We start from the raw sequence: 15,064 nt of genomic DNA, 5'->3' as shown, positions 1-15,064 counted from the left end.
GAGTACGAACTGCATAGCAGTTATACTTCCTTTATTATTTGTAGATGTAGGGGCTATTACATTTGCTCTTAAAGTGCGGTTGGTCTGGAGAGATTTTTTACGACGGTGCAACAAGTTTACAAAGAATAGGAAAAAAAAGCAAAAACCCCAGCTTTTCAACTGGGGTTCTTATCTTTTATTCTACTCTGCTTCATTCTATTTATGTATTTGGTAACCTGGCGGTGCCCTACTCTCACATGGGGAAGCCCCACACTACCATCGGCATTACAGCGTTTCACTTCTGAGTTCGGTATGGTGTCAGGTGGTTCCACCGCACTATCGCCGCCAGGATAATCCTTTGATAACTCGTCTTTTCTCTTTTATCTTTCGCTACTCAGCTCTTACTCTACCTTTCACTCGTTCTTATTGGCCACAAGCTGAACTCAATTTTCTTTCTATTACGTCTTCTATATTTAATTTGTTTGTCTAGTCTTCTCTTTTTCGCTCTTTTCCAAAAACACTTGAGCGTTGTATAGTTAAGTCCCTCGGGCAATTAGTACAGGTTAGCTCAATGACTCACATCACTTACACACCCTGCCTATCTACGTCTTAGTCTTAAACAACCCTTACAGATTTATAATCTGGGAGAACTCATCTCTTGGCAAGTTTCGTGCTTAGATGCTTTCAGCACTTATCTCTTCCGCACTTAGCTACCCGGCAATGCGTCTGGCGACACAACCGGAACACCAGTGGTGCGTCCACTCCGGTCCTCTCGTACTAGGAGCAGCCCCAACCAATTCTCCTACGCCCACGGCAGATAGGGACCGAACTGTCTCACGACGTTCTAAACCCAGCTCGCGTACCACTTTAAATGGCGAACAGCCATACCCTTGGGACCTACTTCAGCCCCAGGATGTGATGAGCCGACATCGAGGTGCCAAACACCGCCGTCGATATGAACTCTTGGGCGGTATCAGCCTGTTATCCCCGGAGTACCTTTTATCCGTTGAGCGATGGCCCTTCCATTCAGAACCACCGGATCACTATGACCTACTTTCGTACCTGCTCGACTTGTCTGTCTCGCAGTTAAGCTTGCTTATACCATTGCACTAACCTCACGATGTCCGACCGTGATTAGCAAACCTTCGTGCTCCTCCGTTACTCTTTGGGAGGAGACCGCCCCAGTCAAACTACCCACCAGACACTGTCCGAGACCACGTTTCGTAATCTTCGTTAGAACATCAAACGTTAAAGGGTGGTATTTCAAGGACGCCTCCACAATCACTGGCGTGACTGCTTCAAAGGCTCCCACCTATCCTACACATCAAAATTCAATGTTCAGTGTCAAGCTATAGTAAAGGTTCACGGGGTCTTTCCGTCTAGCCGCGGGTACACCGCATCTTCACGGCGATTTCAATTTCACTGAGTCTCGGGTGGAGACAGCCTGGCCATCATTATGCCATTCGTGCAGGTCGGAACTTACCCGACAAGGAATTTCGCTACCTTAGGACCGTTATAGTTACGGCCGCCGTTTACTGGGGCTTCGATCAGGAGCTTCTCTTTCGATTACACCATCAATTAACCTTCCAGCACCGGGCAGGCATCACACCCTATACGTCCACTTTCGTGTTTGCAGAGTGCTGTGTTTTTAATAAACAGTTGCAGCCAGCTGGTATCTTCGACCGGTTCAACCTTCGCCCGCGAGGGACTACAATCTACGCCGGCGCACCTTCTCCCGAAGTTACGGTGCTATTTTGCCTAGTTCCTTCACCCGAGTTCTCTCAAGCGCCTGAGTATTCTCTACCTGACCACCTGTGTCGGTTTTCAGTACGGTTTAGTAAAGCCTTTCGCTTAGTGGCTTTTCCTGGAAGTGTGGTATCAGTTACTTCAGCTCCGTAGAGCCTCGTCATCATCTCTCAGTGTTAAGGAAGTCCGGATTTGCCTAAACTTCCCACCTACCAACTTAAACGCACATATCCAACAGTGCGATAACCTAACCTACTCCGTCCCCACATCGCAGCTTTACCAAGTACAGGAATATTAACCTGTTTCCCATCGACTACGCTCTTCAGCCTCGCCTTAGGGGCCGACTCACCCTGCCCCGATTAACGTTGGACAGGAACCCTTGGTCTTCCGGCGAACGGGTTTTTCACCCGTTTTATCGTTACTTATGTCAGCATTCGCACTTGTGATACGTCCAGCATGCTTCTCAACACACCTTCTTCCGCTTACACAACGCTCCCCTACCCAACAGACTTTCGTCTGATGCCGCAGCTTCGGTGCTATATTTCAGCCCCGTTACATCTTCCGCGCAGGCCGACTCGACTAGTGAGCTATTACGCTTTCTTTAAATGATGGCTGCTTCTAAGCCAACATCCTAGCTGTCTAAGCCTTCCCACTTCGTTTCCCACTTAATATAGACTTTGGGACCTTAGCTGGCGGTCTGGGTTGTTTCCCTCTCCACGACGGACGTTAGCACCCGCCGTGTGTCTCCTGAGTATCACTCTTTGGTATTCGTAGTTTGCATCGGGTTGGTAATCCGGGATGGACCCCTAGCCGAAACAGTGCTCTACCCCCAAAGGTGTCCGCTCAAGGCTCTACCTAAATAGATTTCGGGGAGAACCAGCTATCTCCCGGTTTGATTGGCCTTTCACCCCCAGCCACAAGTCATCCGCTAATTTTTCAACATTAGTCGGTTCGGTCCTCCAGTTAGTGTTACCCAACCTTCAACCTGCCCATGGCTAGATCACCGGGTTTCGGGTCTATACCTTGCAACTAGACGCCCAGTTAAGACTCGGTTTCCCTTCGGCTCCCCTATTCGGTTAACCTCGCTACAAAATATAAGTCGCTGACCCATTATACAAAAGGTACGCAGTCACCCTTTCAGGCTCCCACTGCTTGTACGTACAAGGTTTCAGGTTCTATTTCACTCCCCTCACCGGGGTTCTTTTCGCCTTTCCTTCACAGTACTGGTTCACTATCGGTCAATCAGGAGTATTTAGCCTTGGAGGATGGTCCCCCCATCTTCAAACAGGATATCACGTGTCCCGCCCTACTTCTCGTTAACTTAGTACCACAGCCTGGATGTCGAGTACGGGGCTATCACCCTGTGTCGCTAAGCTTCCCAGCTTATTCCTCTATCTCTGCTGCTATCATTAACTGGCTCTTTCGCTTTCGCTCGCCGCTACTGACGAAATCTCGGTTGATTTCTTTTCCTCGGGGTACTTAGATGTTTCAGTTCTCCCGGTTTGCCTCACTTACCTATGGATTCAGTTAGTGATAGTAGATTCTTCATCTACTGGGTTTCCCCATTCGGATATCTTGGATTAAACGCCTCTTATCGACTCATCCAAGCTTTTCGCAGATTAGCACGTCCTTCTTCGCCTCTGATTGCCAAGGCATCCACCTTGTACGCTTAGTCACTTAACTATACAACCTCAAATGCTTTCAACCACTTTAAGTTTTCACTTGAAAGTGCGGTCAATTTGATGCGTATTTTCATTCAACTAAACACTTGATTGCTTTTGTTCAATCAAGATTTTATGCAAAACAGTTTTATTTCAGTTTTCTTTTCAGTTTACTGTTTACTGCCTTGCCTACTCAGACTTTCTCTCGAAAATCTCTTGTTTTCAGCTTGTTTCCAATTTTTTAAAGAACAGTAAGATAATCTAACAAAGTTATCTTTAATTGGCGTCCCCACGGGGATTCGAACCCCGGTTACCGCCGTGAAAGGGCGATGTCCTAGGCCTCTAGACGATGGGGACATCAATTAAAGATACTCTATCATATTTCTTATCTTTCAACGTTGCTTTCGCTTCGTTTCAAATCTTGTCTATAACTATCAGCCAATCTGTGTGAGCACTCGCTGTCTCTCGTCTTGGGTAAGGAGGTGATCCAACCGCAGGTTCCCCTACGGTTACCTTGTTACGACTTCACCCCAGTCATGAATCATACCGTGGTAAACGCCCTCCCGAAGGTTAAGCTATCTACTTCTGGTACAACCCACTCCCATGGTGTGACGGGCGGTGTGTACAAGGCCCGGGAACGTATTCACCGCGACATTCTGATTCGCGATTACTAGCGATTCCGACTTCATGGAGTCGAGTTGCAGACTCCAATCCGGACTTAGACGTACTTTCTGAGATTCGCTCCACCTCGCAGTTTCGCCACCCTCTGTATACGCCATTGTAGCACGTGTGTAGCCCTACTCGTAAGGGCCATGATGACTTGACGTCATCCCCACCTTCCTCCAGTTTATCACTGGCAGTCTCCTTTGAGTTCCCGACCGAATCGCTGGCAACAAAGGATAAGGGTTGCGCTCGTTGCGGGACTTAACCCAACATTTCACAACACGAGCTGACGACAGCCATGCAGCACCTGTCTCATGGTTCCCGAAGGCACTCCCGTATCTCTACAGGATTCCATGGATGTCAAGAGTAGGTAAGGTTCTTCGCGTTGCATCGAATTAAACCACATGCTCCACCGCTTGTGCGGGCCCCCGTCAATTCATTTGAGTTTTAACCTTGCGGCCGTACTCCCCAGGCGGTCGATTTATCACGTTAGCTACGGGCACCAAGCTCTAAGCCCAATCCCCAAATCGACAGCGTTTACAGCGTGGACTACCAGGGTATCTAATCCTGTTTGCTCCCCACGCTTTCGCACATGAGCGTCAGTACATTCCCAAGGGGCTGCCTTCGCCTTCGGTATTCCTCCACATCTCTACGCATTTCACCGCTACACGTGGAATTCTACCCCTCCCTAAAGTACTCTAGTTACCCAGTCTGAAATGCAATTCCCAGGTTAAGCCCAGGGCTTTCACACCTCACTTAAATAACCGCCTGCGTGCCCTTTACGCCCAGTTATTCCGATTAACGCTCGCACCCTCCGTATTACCGCGGCTGCTGGCACGGAGTTAGCCGGTGCTTCTTCTGTATTTAACGTCAATGACGTGTACTATTAGCACACATCCCTTCCTCAATACCGAAAGAACTTTACAACCCGAAGGCCTTCTTCATTCACGCGGCATGGCTGCGTCAGGGTTCCCCCCATTGCGCAATATTCCCCACTGCTGCCTCCCGTAGGAGTCTGGACCGTGTCTCAGTTCCAGTGTGGCTGGCCATCCTCTCAGACCAGCTAGAGATCGCAGGCTTGGTGAGCCTTTACCCCACCAACTACCTAATCCCACTTGGGCTCATCTTATGGCATGTGGCCCGAAGGTCCCACACTTTAATCTTTCGATATTACGCGGTATTAGCTACAGTTTCCCGTAGTTATCCCCCGCCATAAGCCAGATTCCCAAGCATTACTCACCCGTCCGCCACTCGTCATCAAAGAAGCAAGCTTCTTTATGTTACCGTTCGACTTGCATGTGTTAAGCCTGCCGCCAGCGTTCAATCTGAGCCATGATCAAACTCTTCAATTCAAGTTCAATCGCTCAATATACTGCTTAGCTATAAATAAAACACTACTTAAAAAGTAATTATGAATTTTCAGTTAAGCACCTATTAAGACTTCAAAATTAAAAAATATTTTAAAACAAGTCAATCAACAAGTGCCCACACAGATTGTCTGATACATTGTTAAAGAACAAAATAAAGTGGTCGGCGAGATAGGATTTGAACCTACGACCCACTGGTCCCAAACCAGTTGCGCTACCAAGCTGCGCTACTCGCCGTCAGATCTTATAAAGATAAGATGGGGTGGCTAATGGGATTCGAACCCACGACAACTGGAATCACAATCCAGGGCTCTACCAACTGAGCTATAGCCACCATTAAAAGTTGTTATTGCACTGACCTGGCGCGCTCGACAAGATTCGAACTTGCGACCTTTGGCTCCGGAGGCCAACGCTCTATCCAACTGAGCTACGAACGCGTTATTGCGTCGTTGCGGGGGCGTATGTTAATGATTTAATAAAACCTTGTCTAGCACTTTTTGAAAAAAAATGTTTGAGCGATAGTTTTTTATTCAGTTTGTTTAAAATTCACTATCTTTTCGACTATTTTTACAACTTAGCAAATCATTATATATGTTGAATCATCCAACAATTATGAATTTGTTTATTACGTTCAAAATCTAGCGGTAACGTTTTATGCGAAATTTCTACCGCACTTAAACCTAATTCTTCCAACGCAACTAAATTCATTTTGAATCCACGTTTATTATTCGAGAAAACAATTGTGCCATTATTCGACAAAACTCGTTTTAGGTTGCTCATTAATTTCACATGATCTCGTTGAACATCCCAACTCTCTTCCATACGTTTGGAATTCGAAAACGTCGGTGGATCCACAAATATCAAATCAAATTGACGATCACATTTTTCTAACCATTGAAGGCAATCTGCTTGAATTAATTTATGTTGTTTACCTTCAATATCATTCAAAATAAGATTTTGCTCCGCCCAATTAAGATAAGTATTGGACATATCAACGGTAGTTGTCGATTTAGCACCACCAAGTGCTGCATGGACAGTTGCTGAGCCAGTATAAGCAAATAAGTTTAAGAAATCTTTACCTTTTGCCAACTCACCAATCATTTTTCTTGTTAAACGGTGATCTAAGAATAAGCCAGTGTCTAAATAATCCGTCAAATTTACCCAAAGTTGCACGCCATATTCATTCACATAAAAGTATTCACCTTTATTGGCTAATTTCTCATATTGGTTGGTACCTTTTTGTTTCTGACGAACTTTGAGGATCAACTTATTCGTTTCGACACCGGTAACGTGCAAAGTTGCAGTAACCGCATCCAATAAACGTTGACGCGCTTTATTTTCATCAATATTTTTCGGCGCTGCATACTCTTGCACAACAATGTAATCTGCATAACGATCGACAGCTAAATTATATTCAGGCAAATCGGCATCATATAAACGATAAGCGTCTAATCCTTGCTGCTTTGCCCATTTACTAATTTTCTTAATATTTTTTTGTAATCGATTAGCAAAATCGGTTGCCACCTCCGAAGTGCGGTTAAATTCCAGTTCATTTTCAGCTGGAATTTCGTCAGATTTTCGTTCTGAAACTTGATAATTCTTCTGCACACAATCTAGTGGGCCATTTTTTGCTTTAAACTGTCGACTGGCACGCATTCTCAAATAATCAAGCAATGTCGATTCGCTACTAAAAACAGAAACATTCCAACCGCAAAATTCTTTTTTAAGTCTTTGCCCAAATACAGAATAGAGCGCGATTAAAGCGGGTGTTGTACCTAAACGTTCACCATAAGGTGGATTACAGATAACCGTACCGACTTCATTTAAACGAGGATTTTTCAACGCTGCAACATCACCTTGTTGCCATTTAATTAAATGTGAAACACCTGCATTTTGTGCATTCTTCTGCGCCTTTTTTAATACACGGTGATCGAGGTCAAATCCATAAAAGTGCGGTTGAATTTCACTTTGTTTTTCTTCTGCTAATTCAATCGCTTCATTTTTTACTTTTTCCCAAACGGATTGATTATGCGCTTTCCAAAAATCAAATCCCCAATGTAAACGATAAAGTTGCGGCGCAATTTTGGCTTCCATTTGTGCTGCTTCAATTAAAAGCGTGCCAGAACCACACATTGGATCTACTAATGGAGAACCCGCTTGCCAACCTGAACGCATAACAATTGCAGCCGCTAAAGTTTCACGTAAGGGCGCTTGACCGGCATCCTCACGATAGCCTCGCAAATGTAATGCTTCTCCACTTAAATCTAAAGAAATCACTAAATTTTCACGGTTCAAATAAGCATGGATACGCATGTCCGGATGAATTTTATCTACATCAGGGCGAGTTTTACCTTGACGTTCAAAGTAATCGACAATTCCATCTTTAACGCGCATCGCACCAAATTGAGTATGACGAATTTCTTGATTGGTTCCATTAAAATCGACAAAGAAGGTAACTCGTTCATCAAATTGTGCTAACCAATTAAAGCCTGAAACAGCCGCATAAAGATCCAAATCACTGTAAATCTTGGTTTCAATCAAAGGAAATAAAATGCGTGAAGCAAGGCGTGACCAAAGCAAAGTGCGGTATAAGGTTTCGTCATCAGCTTGATAATGAACGCCACCTTGAACCACTTTTGCCTCTTGCGCACCAAGTTCAGTGAGTTCAACTTTTAATAATTCTTCAAAGCCACGAGAAGTCGTTGCAAATAATTGTTTCATTTAGGTACCGATTTTGAAAATTTTGAGGGATTATAGCATAGAAAAAGATGCTCTAATTGAGATCATCATTGCGAGTTAAACCGTGAAAAGAAAAGCCCTGATTTTCTTAAATCAGGGCTGTAGAATTTGTTGGTTGCGGGGGTCGGATTTGAACCGACGGCCTTCGGGTTATGAGCCCGACGAGCTACCAAGCTGCTCCACCCCGCGTCTGATGCAATGTACTATACGCTATTAATATTTTTTTGCAAGAATTAAACAAAAGTTTATGTTTCATTTGTTAATAAAATGTTCAATATGAGTTTTTATTAATCAGCTTGGCTAAATAACACTGGTCGTTTTGAAGGATTTTTGATAGCGTATGCAGCTTTATTTAAGCTTATTTAGGATTAAAAATGTCAGTTCGAAAATTTTTCTCATTAAAAACATTTTCTATTGCAGTGACAACCGCACTTTTAGTTGCCTGTGGTTCTTCTAATACAACAAAAACTCAAATTCCCACCACCTCAAATGGCAGCGATCCTCAACAATTTGGTGCGAAATATTCTGGTCGTAATTACCAACAAGCTGTGTTTATGCCAGTTTCTCAAGTTGAAAACCAAAGTGCGGTCATTAATCAGGGCGATTTTTTAACTCAACTTTCAAATGTACAAAGTTATGCAAGCAAACTATCTGATCGTTTCTATAGCAACTATGAAAAAATTACGAATTGGGTACTTTCTGGCGCCAATGTAAGTGAGCTTTCTAAATTTGGTATTCACCCGCAAATTATGCGTGGGTTCGATGGATATCAAAATGTTTTGATGACAGGCTACTACTCTCCTGTCCTTCATGCACGCCGTTCACCGCAAGGTCAATTCCAAAATCCAATTTATCGCATGCCAGCAAATAAACGTTTTAGCCGTGCGCAAATCTATGCCAGTGCATTAGCGGGTCAAGGATTAGAATTAGCATATAGTGATTCCATGTTAGAGAACTTTTTACTTGGGGTACAAGGCAGCGGTTATGTAGATTTTGGTGATGGCAACCTTAATTACTTCGCTTATGCAGGACAAAATGGCTTTCCTTACACAGCTGTTGGCCGTTTATTAGTTGAAGATGGTGAAGTACCAAAAGAGAAAATGTCTATTCAAGCAATTCGTGAATGGGGCAATCGTAATCCTTCTCGTGTACAAAGTTTGTTAGAACGTAATTCTTCTTATGTATTCTTTAAAAATGATCCGAGTGGCAAAGTAAAAGGTTCTGCTGGCGTACCACTTGTACCAATGGCTTCGGTAGCATCAGATCGTAACGTTGTACCATCTGGTACTGTTCTTTTAGTCGAAGTGCCTGACATTGATAATAACGGAAACTGGCTTGGTACACACAAATTGCATTTAATGGTTGCACTTGATGTGGGTGGTGCGGTGAAAGGTCACCACTTTGACTTATATCGTGGCATTGGTGATCAAGCAGGTCATATCGCAGGATTATCAAAACACTATGGCCGAGTATGGGTGTTGCAATAATGGCTCCAGTGGACAATTATGAGCAGCGATTTGGCGGTATTGGTCGACTTTATACACCTGATGGACTCGCGCGCTTACGCAAAGCCCATATTTGCGTAATAGGCATTGGAGGCGTGGGATCTTGGGTCGTAGAGGCCTTAGCACGTTCAGGCATTGGTGAGCTCACATTAATTGATATGGATGATATTTGCGTCACGAATATCAACCGCCAACTTCCTGCGATGAGCAGCACAATCGGCAAATTAAAAACTGAAGTCATGTCAGAACGAGTAAAATTAATTAACCCAGAATGTACCGTCAATATTATTGATGATTTTATATCATCAGAGAATCAATCGGATTATCTCAACCGAGGCTATGACTATGTCATTGATGCCATTGACAATGTGAAAACTAAAGCATCGCTGATTGCTTATTGTAAACGTAACAAAATTAATGTGATTACTATTGGTGGTGCTGGCGGTCAAACTGATCCAACCCAAATTCAAATTGCCGATCTTAGTAAAACCATTCAAGATCCACTTCTAGCCAAAGTGCGGTCAGTTTTACGCAAAGATTACAATTTTAGCCAAAATCCAAAACGCAAATTTAGTATCGATGCGGTATTTTCAACACAACCTCTAATATTCCCACAAATGACTGAAGGTTGTGCAATTTCTGCCACAATGAATTGCGCAAACGGATTTGGCGCAGCCACGATGATTACGGCAACCTTTGGTTTTTTTGCTGTTTCTCGTGTAATCGATAAATTACTAAAGAAAAAATCTTAATCTCCTCTTGAAAATGCACATTGACCATAAATGCGCATTTTTTATCGAATGAAACCTATTTACTTTGAAAATGAAAAATTTTCCCTCGTGTTCCCTATAAAATCGTTGCAATTTATATAAAAAGGCGTACTCTCTTTCCCTTTGAGAATTATTACCAACAAGTAAGGAAACAGAAATATGAAAAAACTTTTAAAAATTAGCGCCATTTCTGCCGCACTTTTAAGTGCGCCAATGATGGCGAATGCCGATGTATTGGCATCAGTAAAACCTTTAGGCTTTATTGTTTCATCTATTGTAGATGGCGTAACTGGCACACAAGTCCTTGTTCCTGCAGGCGCCTCTCCGCATGACTACAATTTGAAATTATCTGATATTCAAAAAGTAAAATCTGCAGATTTAGTTGTATGGATTGGTGAGGATATTGATTCATTTTTAGACAAACCAATTAGCCAAATTGAACGCAAAAAAGTGATTACCATTGCCGATCTTGCGGATATTGAACCTTTATTAAGTAAAGCTCACCACGAGCATTTCCATGAAGATGGCGATCACGATCATAAATATGAGCATGAGCACAAACACGAACATGAACATGAACACAGCCATGATCATAAGCACGAGCATGAACACCACGATCATGACCACGATCACCATGATCATGACGAAGGTTTAACGACAAACTGGCACGTTTGGTATTCTCCAGCTATCAGCAAAATTGTTGCACAAAAAGTAGCTGATAAATTAACTGCACAATTCCCAGATAAAAAAGATTTGATTGCTCAAAATCTTGCAGATTTTAACCGCACTTTGGCAGAACAAGGTGAAAAAATTACGGCACAACTTGCGAATGTTAAAGATAAAGGTTTCTACGTTTTCCACGATGCTTATGGTTATTTCAACGATGCTTATGGTTTAAAACAAACGGGTTACTTCACCATCAATCCATTAGTTGCACCAGGTGCAAAAACTTTAGCTCACATTAAAGAAGAAATCGCAGAACATAAAGTAAATTGCTTATTCGCAGAACCACAATTTACGCCGAAAGTGATTGAATCTTTAGCACAAAATACTAAAGTCAATGTAGGACAACTCGACCCAATCGGCGATAAAGTTAATTTAGGCAAAAATTCTTATGCAACATTCTTACAATCTACCGCAGATAGTTACATGGAATGCTTAGCTAAATAAACCTTTCTAAAAACAATGACCGCATATAAAAGTGCGGTCATTTTCTTATAGCTAGACAAAAGTCTGGCTATAAAAACCATACGCTATGCGTATGGAGCCAAATAGCTTAAGCGATGAACAGAAAAAATCCTCGCTATATAATGAACAAGGCTGACAACCAAAATTCAACATATAGGAGGATTATCATGGTAAGTAAAACCAGTGACGATTCAAGTCTATCACACACAAAATGGAACTGTAAGTATCACATTGTATTTATCCCGAAGTATAGAAGAAAAGCAATTTATGGAAAGTTAAGAGCAGATATAGGTCAAATATTGAGGCAGTTATGTGACTATAAAAATGTGGAGATAATAGAAGCGCATGCAATGCCAGACCATATCCATATGCTCTTAAAAATCCCAGCTAAAATATCAGTATCAGGTTTTATGGGCTATCTGAAGGGGAAGTCAGCGCTGATGATTTTTGAAAGACACGCGAACTTAAAATATAGATATGGAAATAGGCATTTCTGGGCGAAAGGATTTTTTGTAAGCACAGTAGGGTTAAATACAAAAGTGGTAGAGGATTATATAAGAAACCAAGAAAAAGAAGATATGGTTCAAGATAATTTATCAACGAAAGAACATGTTGATCCCTTTAAGGGGTAATCAAGGAAATAATTAGATGCGGTTGTCAGTTCTCACAAGCCCCTTGAGGGGCTTGTGAAGTATAGGCCCTTATAGGGGAGCCTAAAAACCGCACGTTTTACGTGCGGATTGTTATTTTCTAAATTTGATATTTAGTTTTGTCTCCAATATCAAAATGCAAAGGCATTCGCCATTTTTGTATCGCTAAAACTAAAAGTAATACGCCAGAAATAATAGAAAAAATACGTAATGCTGTAATATTATTTAACACCCACGAAAACCACAAGCAAGCCACAAATATCGGCTGTAAATTTAGCAAAGGTACGCGGAAACAAAAATATTCTTTAAAACACAAACCACCTAAAGTAAGTAACGTACCGCCAAGAGCCAAAGCGGGATAATGATTAATATAAAAAAGTAATCCTATCCAAGTAGCAAATTGAAAAAGCAATCGGAAGGATTTGAGATAAATATGTAATGAAGAGGCACAGCAAGTTGCCGCAATTAATATAAATGTGAGCGATAAATCTGGATACCAACTCATGGCAAGAATAGCCAACGCCGCTATCACAAAGCCAGTGCGATAAATAATGACAGTCAGATTATCTAAAAAATCCATCGGTGATTTAATATGTGGATCAGCCATTCTACAAAGATTCCTTTTATAAATTACAAATTAAAAAATAGGTGTTACGTCAACTCAATAAAAAGTGCGGTCAACTTAAAAACATTTTCTAAATTAACCGCACTTTGATTATTTCTGTTTAAGCTTATCAAGAATTTTTTGATGAATGCCACCAAAACTGCCGTTAGACATCACCAAAATATGATCTGTAGGTTGGGCCTCAGCAACAATCATATCGACTAATCGATCTAAATTTGCATTCCAATAAGCAGGTTGTACACATTGGTTTGCAATATCTGCAACTTCCCAAGGAAGCTGTTCTGGTTGAAGCATAAACACTTCATCAGCTCGGCCAAGCGCAGGCGCAATTTCATCTTTATGAACCCCCATTTTCATTGTGTTAGAACGAGGTTCAAGCACTGCAAGAATTCGCACGCCACCACCCACTTTATCTCGTAAAGCGGTTAGCGTAGCAAGAATAGCTTCTGGATGATGAGCAAAATCATCATAAACGGTGATGCCATTAACTTCGCCTTTTACTTCTAAACGACGTTTAGCATTTACAAAAGATCCTAATGCTTTACATGCATCTTCAATAGACACACCCGCATGATGAGCAGCTGCGATTGCCATTAAAGCATTATGCATATTATGTTGTCCGACTACATTCCATTTTACTTCTGCCACTTTTTCACCATGATGGAAAACCGCAAAATGTGAGGCATCATTTGTAATACGCTCAGCAAACCACTCATTATCTTTTCCTAAAAATTGTTGTTGTGACCAACATCCCAATACCAGAGTTTCCTTTGCACTTTGTTCACTCGCCGAACTTAGTACCAAGCCATTTGCAGGAATGGTTCGAATCATATGATGAAATTGGCGTTGGATCGCTTTGAGATCATCAAAAATATCTGCATGATCAAAACTAATGTTATTTACGATAAGTGTACGCGGATTGTAATGGATAAATTTTGAACGTTTATCAAAGAAAGCTGTATCATATTCATCAGCTTCAATAACAAAATAAGGGCTCTCTCCTAAACGAGCTGAAATGCCAAAATTACCTGCAATGCCACCGATTAAAAAGCCTGGTTTTAAGCCATTTTGTTCTAAGATCCACGTTAGCATGCCTGTTGTAGTTGTCTTCCCATGCGTACCAGAAACTGCCAATACCCAACGATCTCGCAATAAATGATCATGTAACCATTGAGGACCAGATGTGTATTTCAAATTATTTTCCAACACATATTCGACGCAAGGATTACCACGTTTCATCACATTACCAATGATTACCATGTCAGGCGCAGGTTGTAATTGTGCAACATCATAATTTGGAATAATCTGAATATCTTGCTCTTCTAAAAAAGTGCTCATTGGAGGGTAAACATTAGTATCGGAACCTGTCACGTGATAACCCATTTGTTTAGCAATCATCGCCACGCCGCCCATAAATGTGCCACAAATACCTAAGATATGAATATGTTTCATTGTACTTCTCTACTTATCAAGGAAAATGAAAAGTATAATAAAACAACTTCTATGAACTTTCAAAATAAAAGACTGTCATAAAGGCTCACATGGGCTATAATTGAGCCTTTAAAAAACGAGTACAACTCAACAAACAAAATATAATGAAGGAATTTACAATGAAATTTAATAAATCTTTTCTCTTTGCAAGCATCATCGCAGGTTCAATTGCATTAACAGCTTGTAACGATAAAGAAGAAAAAGTAGCAGAAAAACCTGCAGCAACAGAAACTACTCAACCAGCTCAACAAGCAGTACAACAACCTCAAGTAAAAACGGATGATTTAGTCACTCAAGCAAATGCAGAGTTCCTAAAAGTTGTGAATGTAAAAGTAACAAATGTTTCTGTAACAGATGATTTAAAATCGTTTTCTATCACTTATGAAATCACAAACTTAAGTGATAAAGCTATCTTAGAAGCACAATGGTTAACTGTTTATAAAGAAAATAACCAACCATTCTATGTGGCAAATCTTCCAGCATTACAATTTGGAAAAACAATTGCACCAAAATCTAGTGAAACGGTAACATTATCAACAACTGAAGAAGCTGTGCTTTCTCAAATTCGCCCGCACTTGCAACAAGGGAAAAATATCCAAGTAGATATTATCGGGACTTCAGTACATTTTGCTGACGGTTCGAAAATTGGCTTAGTGTCAGAGCAAAAATAATCCTATAAA

General features: G+C 41.6%; 8 protein-coding genes, 5 tRNA genes and 3 rRNA genes. 5 read left to right on the top strand and 11 right to left on the bottom strand.

The features are described from left to right. Positions 1 to 213: 213 nt before the first annotated feature. The 9 genes from rrf to AC6H0A_RS00395 all read right to left on the bottom strand — a co-directional run bounded on the left by rrf (position 214) and on the right by AC6H0A_RS00395 (position 8,344). Positions 214 to 329: ribosomal RNA gene (gene rrf / locus AC6H0A_RS00435) — 5S ribosomal RNA — on the bottom strand. 182 nt (positions 330 to 511) lie between these two features. Further along, a 23S ribosomal RNA gene (locus tag AC6H0A_RS00430) occupies positions 512 to 3,408 on the bottom strand. Positions 3,409 to 3,667: 259 nt separating this feature from the next. Continuing rightward, a tRNA-Glu gene (locus tag AC6H0A_RS00425) sits at positions 3,668 to 3,743 on the bottom strand. Between the two features lie 118 nt (positions 3,744 to 3,861). Beyond that, positions 3,862 to 5,401 (bottom strand): 16S ribosomal RNA (locus tag AC6H0A_RS00420). Together the 16S, 23S and 5S rRNA genes with 4 tRNA genes alongside form the textbook arrangement of a ribosomal RNA operon. A gap of 175 nt (positions 5,402 to 5,576) precedes the next feature. Continuing rightward, a tRNA-Pro gene (locus AC6H0A_RS00415) sits at positions 5,577 to 5,653 on the bottom strand. A gap of 21 nt (positions 5,654 to 5,674) precedes the next feature. Next, positions 5,675 to 5,750: transfer RNA gene (locus AC6H0A_RS00410), tRNA-His, on the bottom strand. A gap of 26 nt (positions 5,751 to 5,776) precedes the next feature. Next, a tRNA-Arg gene (locus AC6H0A_RS00405) sits at positions 5,777 to 5,853 on the bottom strand. A gap of 148 nt (positions 5,854 to 6,001) precedes the next feature. Beyond that, positions 6,002 to 8,137, bottom strand: a complete 2,136-nt coding sequence (gene rlmKL, locus AC6H0A_RS00400; protein WP_005643846.1) for a bifunctional 23S rRNA (guanine(2069)-N(7))-methyltransferase RlmK/23S rRNA (guanine(2445)-N(2))-methyltransferase RlmL — start codon at positions 8,135 to 8,137, stop codon at positions 6,002 to 6,004. A gap of 130 nt (positions 8,138 to 8,267) precedes the next feature. Further along, a tRNA-Met gene (locus AC6H0A_RS00395) sits at positions 8,268 to 8,344 on the bottom strand. 185 nt (positions 8,345 to 8,529) lie between these two features. Here AC6H0A_RS00395 and mltA point away from each other — a divergent pair. The 4 genes from mltA to tnpA all read left to right on the top strand — a co-directional run bounded on the left by mltA (position 8,530) and on the right by tnpA (position 12,250). Next, positions 8,530 to 9,642 carry a murein transglycosylase A gene (gene mltA / locus AC6H0A_RS00390; RefSeq protein WP_005643843.1) on the top strand — a complete coding sequence of 371 codons (1,113 nt, stop codon included), beginning with the start codon at positions 8,530 to 8,532 and terminating at the stop codon, positions 9,640 to 9,642. After that, a complete protein-coding gene (gene tcdA / locus AC6H0A_RS00385; protein WP_005643840.1) occupies positions 9,642 to 10,412 on the top strand; it encodes a tRNA cyclic N6-threonylcarbamoyladenosine(37) synthase TcdA in 771 nt (256 codons plus the stop codon). The genes mltA and tcdA overlap by 1 nt, the downstream gene beginning before the upstream one ends. Positions 10,413 to 10,589: 177 nt before the next feature. Then, positions 10,590 to 11,600 carry a zinc ABC transporter substrate-binding protein ZnuA gene (gene znuA, locus AC6H0A_RS00380; RefSeq protein ID WP_179231043.1) on the top strand — a complete coding sequence of 337 codons (1,011 nt, stop codon included), beginning with the start codon at positions 10,590 to 10,592 and terminating at the stop codon, positions 11,598 to 11,600. 185 nt (positions 11,601 to 11,785) lie between these two features. Then, positions 11,786 to 12,250: an IS200/IS605 family transposase gene (tnpA, locus tag AC6H0A_RS00375; protein WP_005639541.1), complete on the top strand. Its 465-nt coding sequence runs from the start codon at positions 11,786 to 11,788 to the stop codon at positions 12,248 to 12,250. A gap of 118 nt (positions 12,251 to 12,368) precedes the next feature. On the opposite strand, the gene AC6H0A_RS00370 is transcribed toward tnpA, so the two are convergent. Both AC6H0A_RS00370 and mpl read right to left on the bottom strand, forming a co-directional pair. Continuing rightward, a complete protein-coding gene (locus AC6H0A_RS00370; protein WP_005643827.1) occupies positions 12,369 to 12,875 on the bottom strand; it encodes a DUF2301 domain-containing membrane protein in 507 nt (168 codons plus the stop codon). Positions 12,876 to 12,983: 108 nt separating this feature from the next. Continuing rightward, complete coding sequence (gene mpl / locus AC6H0A_RS00365; protein ID WP_005643829.1) at positions 12,984 to 14,345, bottom strand: UDP-N-acetylmuramate:L-alanyl-gamma-D-glutamyl-meso-diaminopimelate ligase; 1,362 nt, start codon at positions 14,343 to 14,345, stop codon at positions 12,984 to 12,986. A 158-nt stretch (positions 14,346 to 14,503) separates the two neighbouring features. Between mpl and AC6H0A_RS00360 the strand changes: the two genes are divergently transcribed. Further along, a complete protein-coding gene (locus tag AC6H0A_RS00360; protein WP_070047009.1) occupies positions 14,504 to 15,055 on the top strand; it encodes a hypothetical protein in 552 nt (183 codons plus the stop codon). Positions 15,056 to 15,064 lie beyond the last annotated feature (9 nt).

Source organism: Haemophilus sp. THUN1692 (assembly GCF_059704395.1).
The sequence above is the reverse complement of the archived record's forward strand: the minus strand, read 5'-3'. Positions and strand labels throughout refer to the sequence as shown.

What these genes read in the sequence shown, in the direction of transcription:
- mltA (WP_005643843.1), top strand. Translation starts at nt 8,530, where the DNA reads ATGTCAGTTCGAAAATTTTTCTCATTAAAAACATTTTCTATTGCAGTG.
- mpl (WP_005643829.1), bottom strand. Translation starts at nt 14,345, where the DNA reads ATGAAACATATTCATATCTTAGGTATTTGTGGCACATTTATGGGCGGC.
- AC6H0A_RS00360 (WP_070047009.1), top strand. Translation starts at nt 14,504, where the DNA reads ATGAAATTTAATAAATCTTTTCTCTTTGCAAGCATCATCGCAGGTTCA.
- znuA (WP_179231043.1), top strand. Translation starts at nt 10,590, where the DNA reads ATGAAAAAACTTTTAAAAATTAGCGCCATTTCTGCCGCACTTTTAAGT.
- tcdA (WP_005643840.1), top strand. Translation starts at nt 9,642, where the DNA reads ATGGCTCCAGTGGACAATTATGAGCAGCGATTTGGCGGTATTGGTCGA.
- rlmKL (WP_005643846.1), bottom strand. Translation starts at nt 8,137, where the DNA reads ATGAAACAATTATTTGCAACGACTTCTCGTGGCTTTGAAGAATTATTA.
- AC6H0A_RS00370 (WP_005643827.1), bottom strand. Translation starts at nt 12,875, where the DNA reads ATGGCTGATCCACATATTAAATCACCGATGGATTTTTTAGATAATCTG.
- tnpA (WP_005639541.1), top strand. Translation starts at nt 11,786, where the DNA reads ATGGTAAGTAAAACCAGTGACGATTCAAGTCTATCACACACAAAATGG.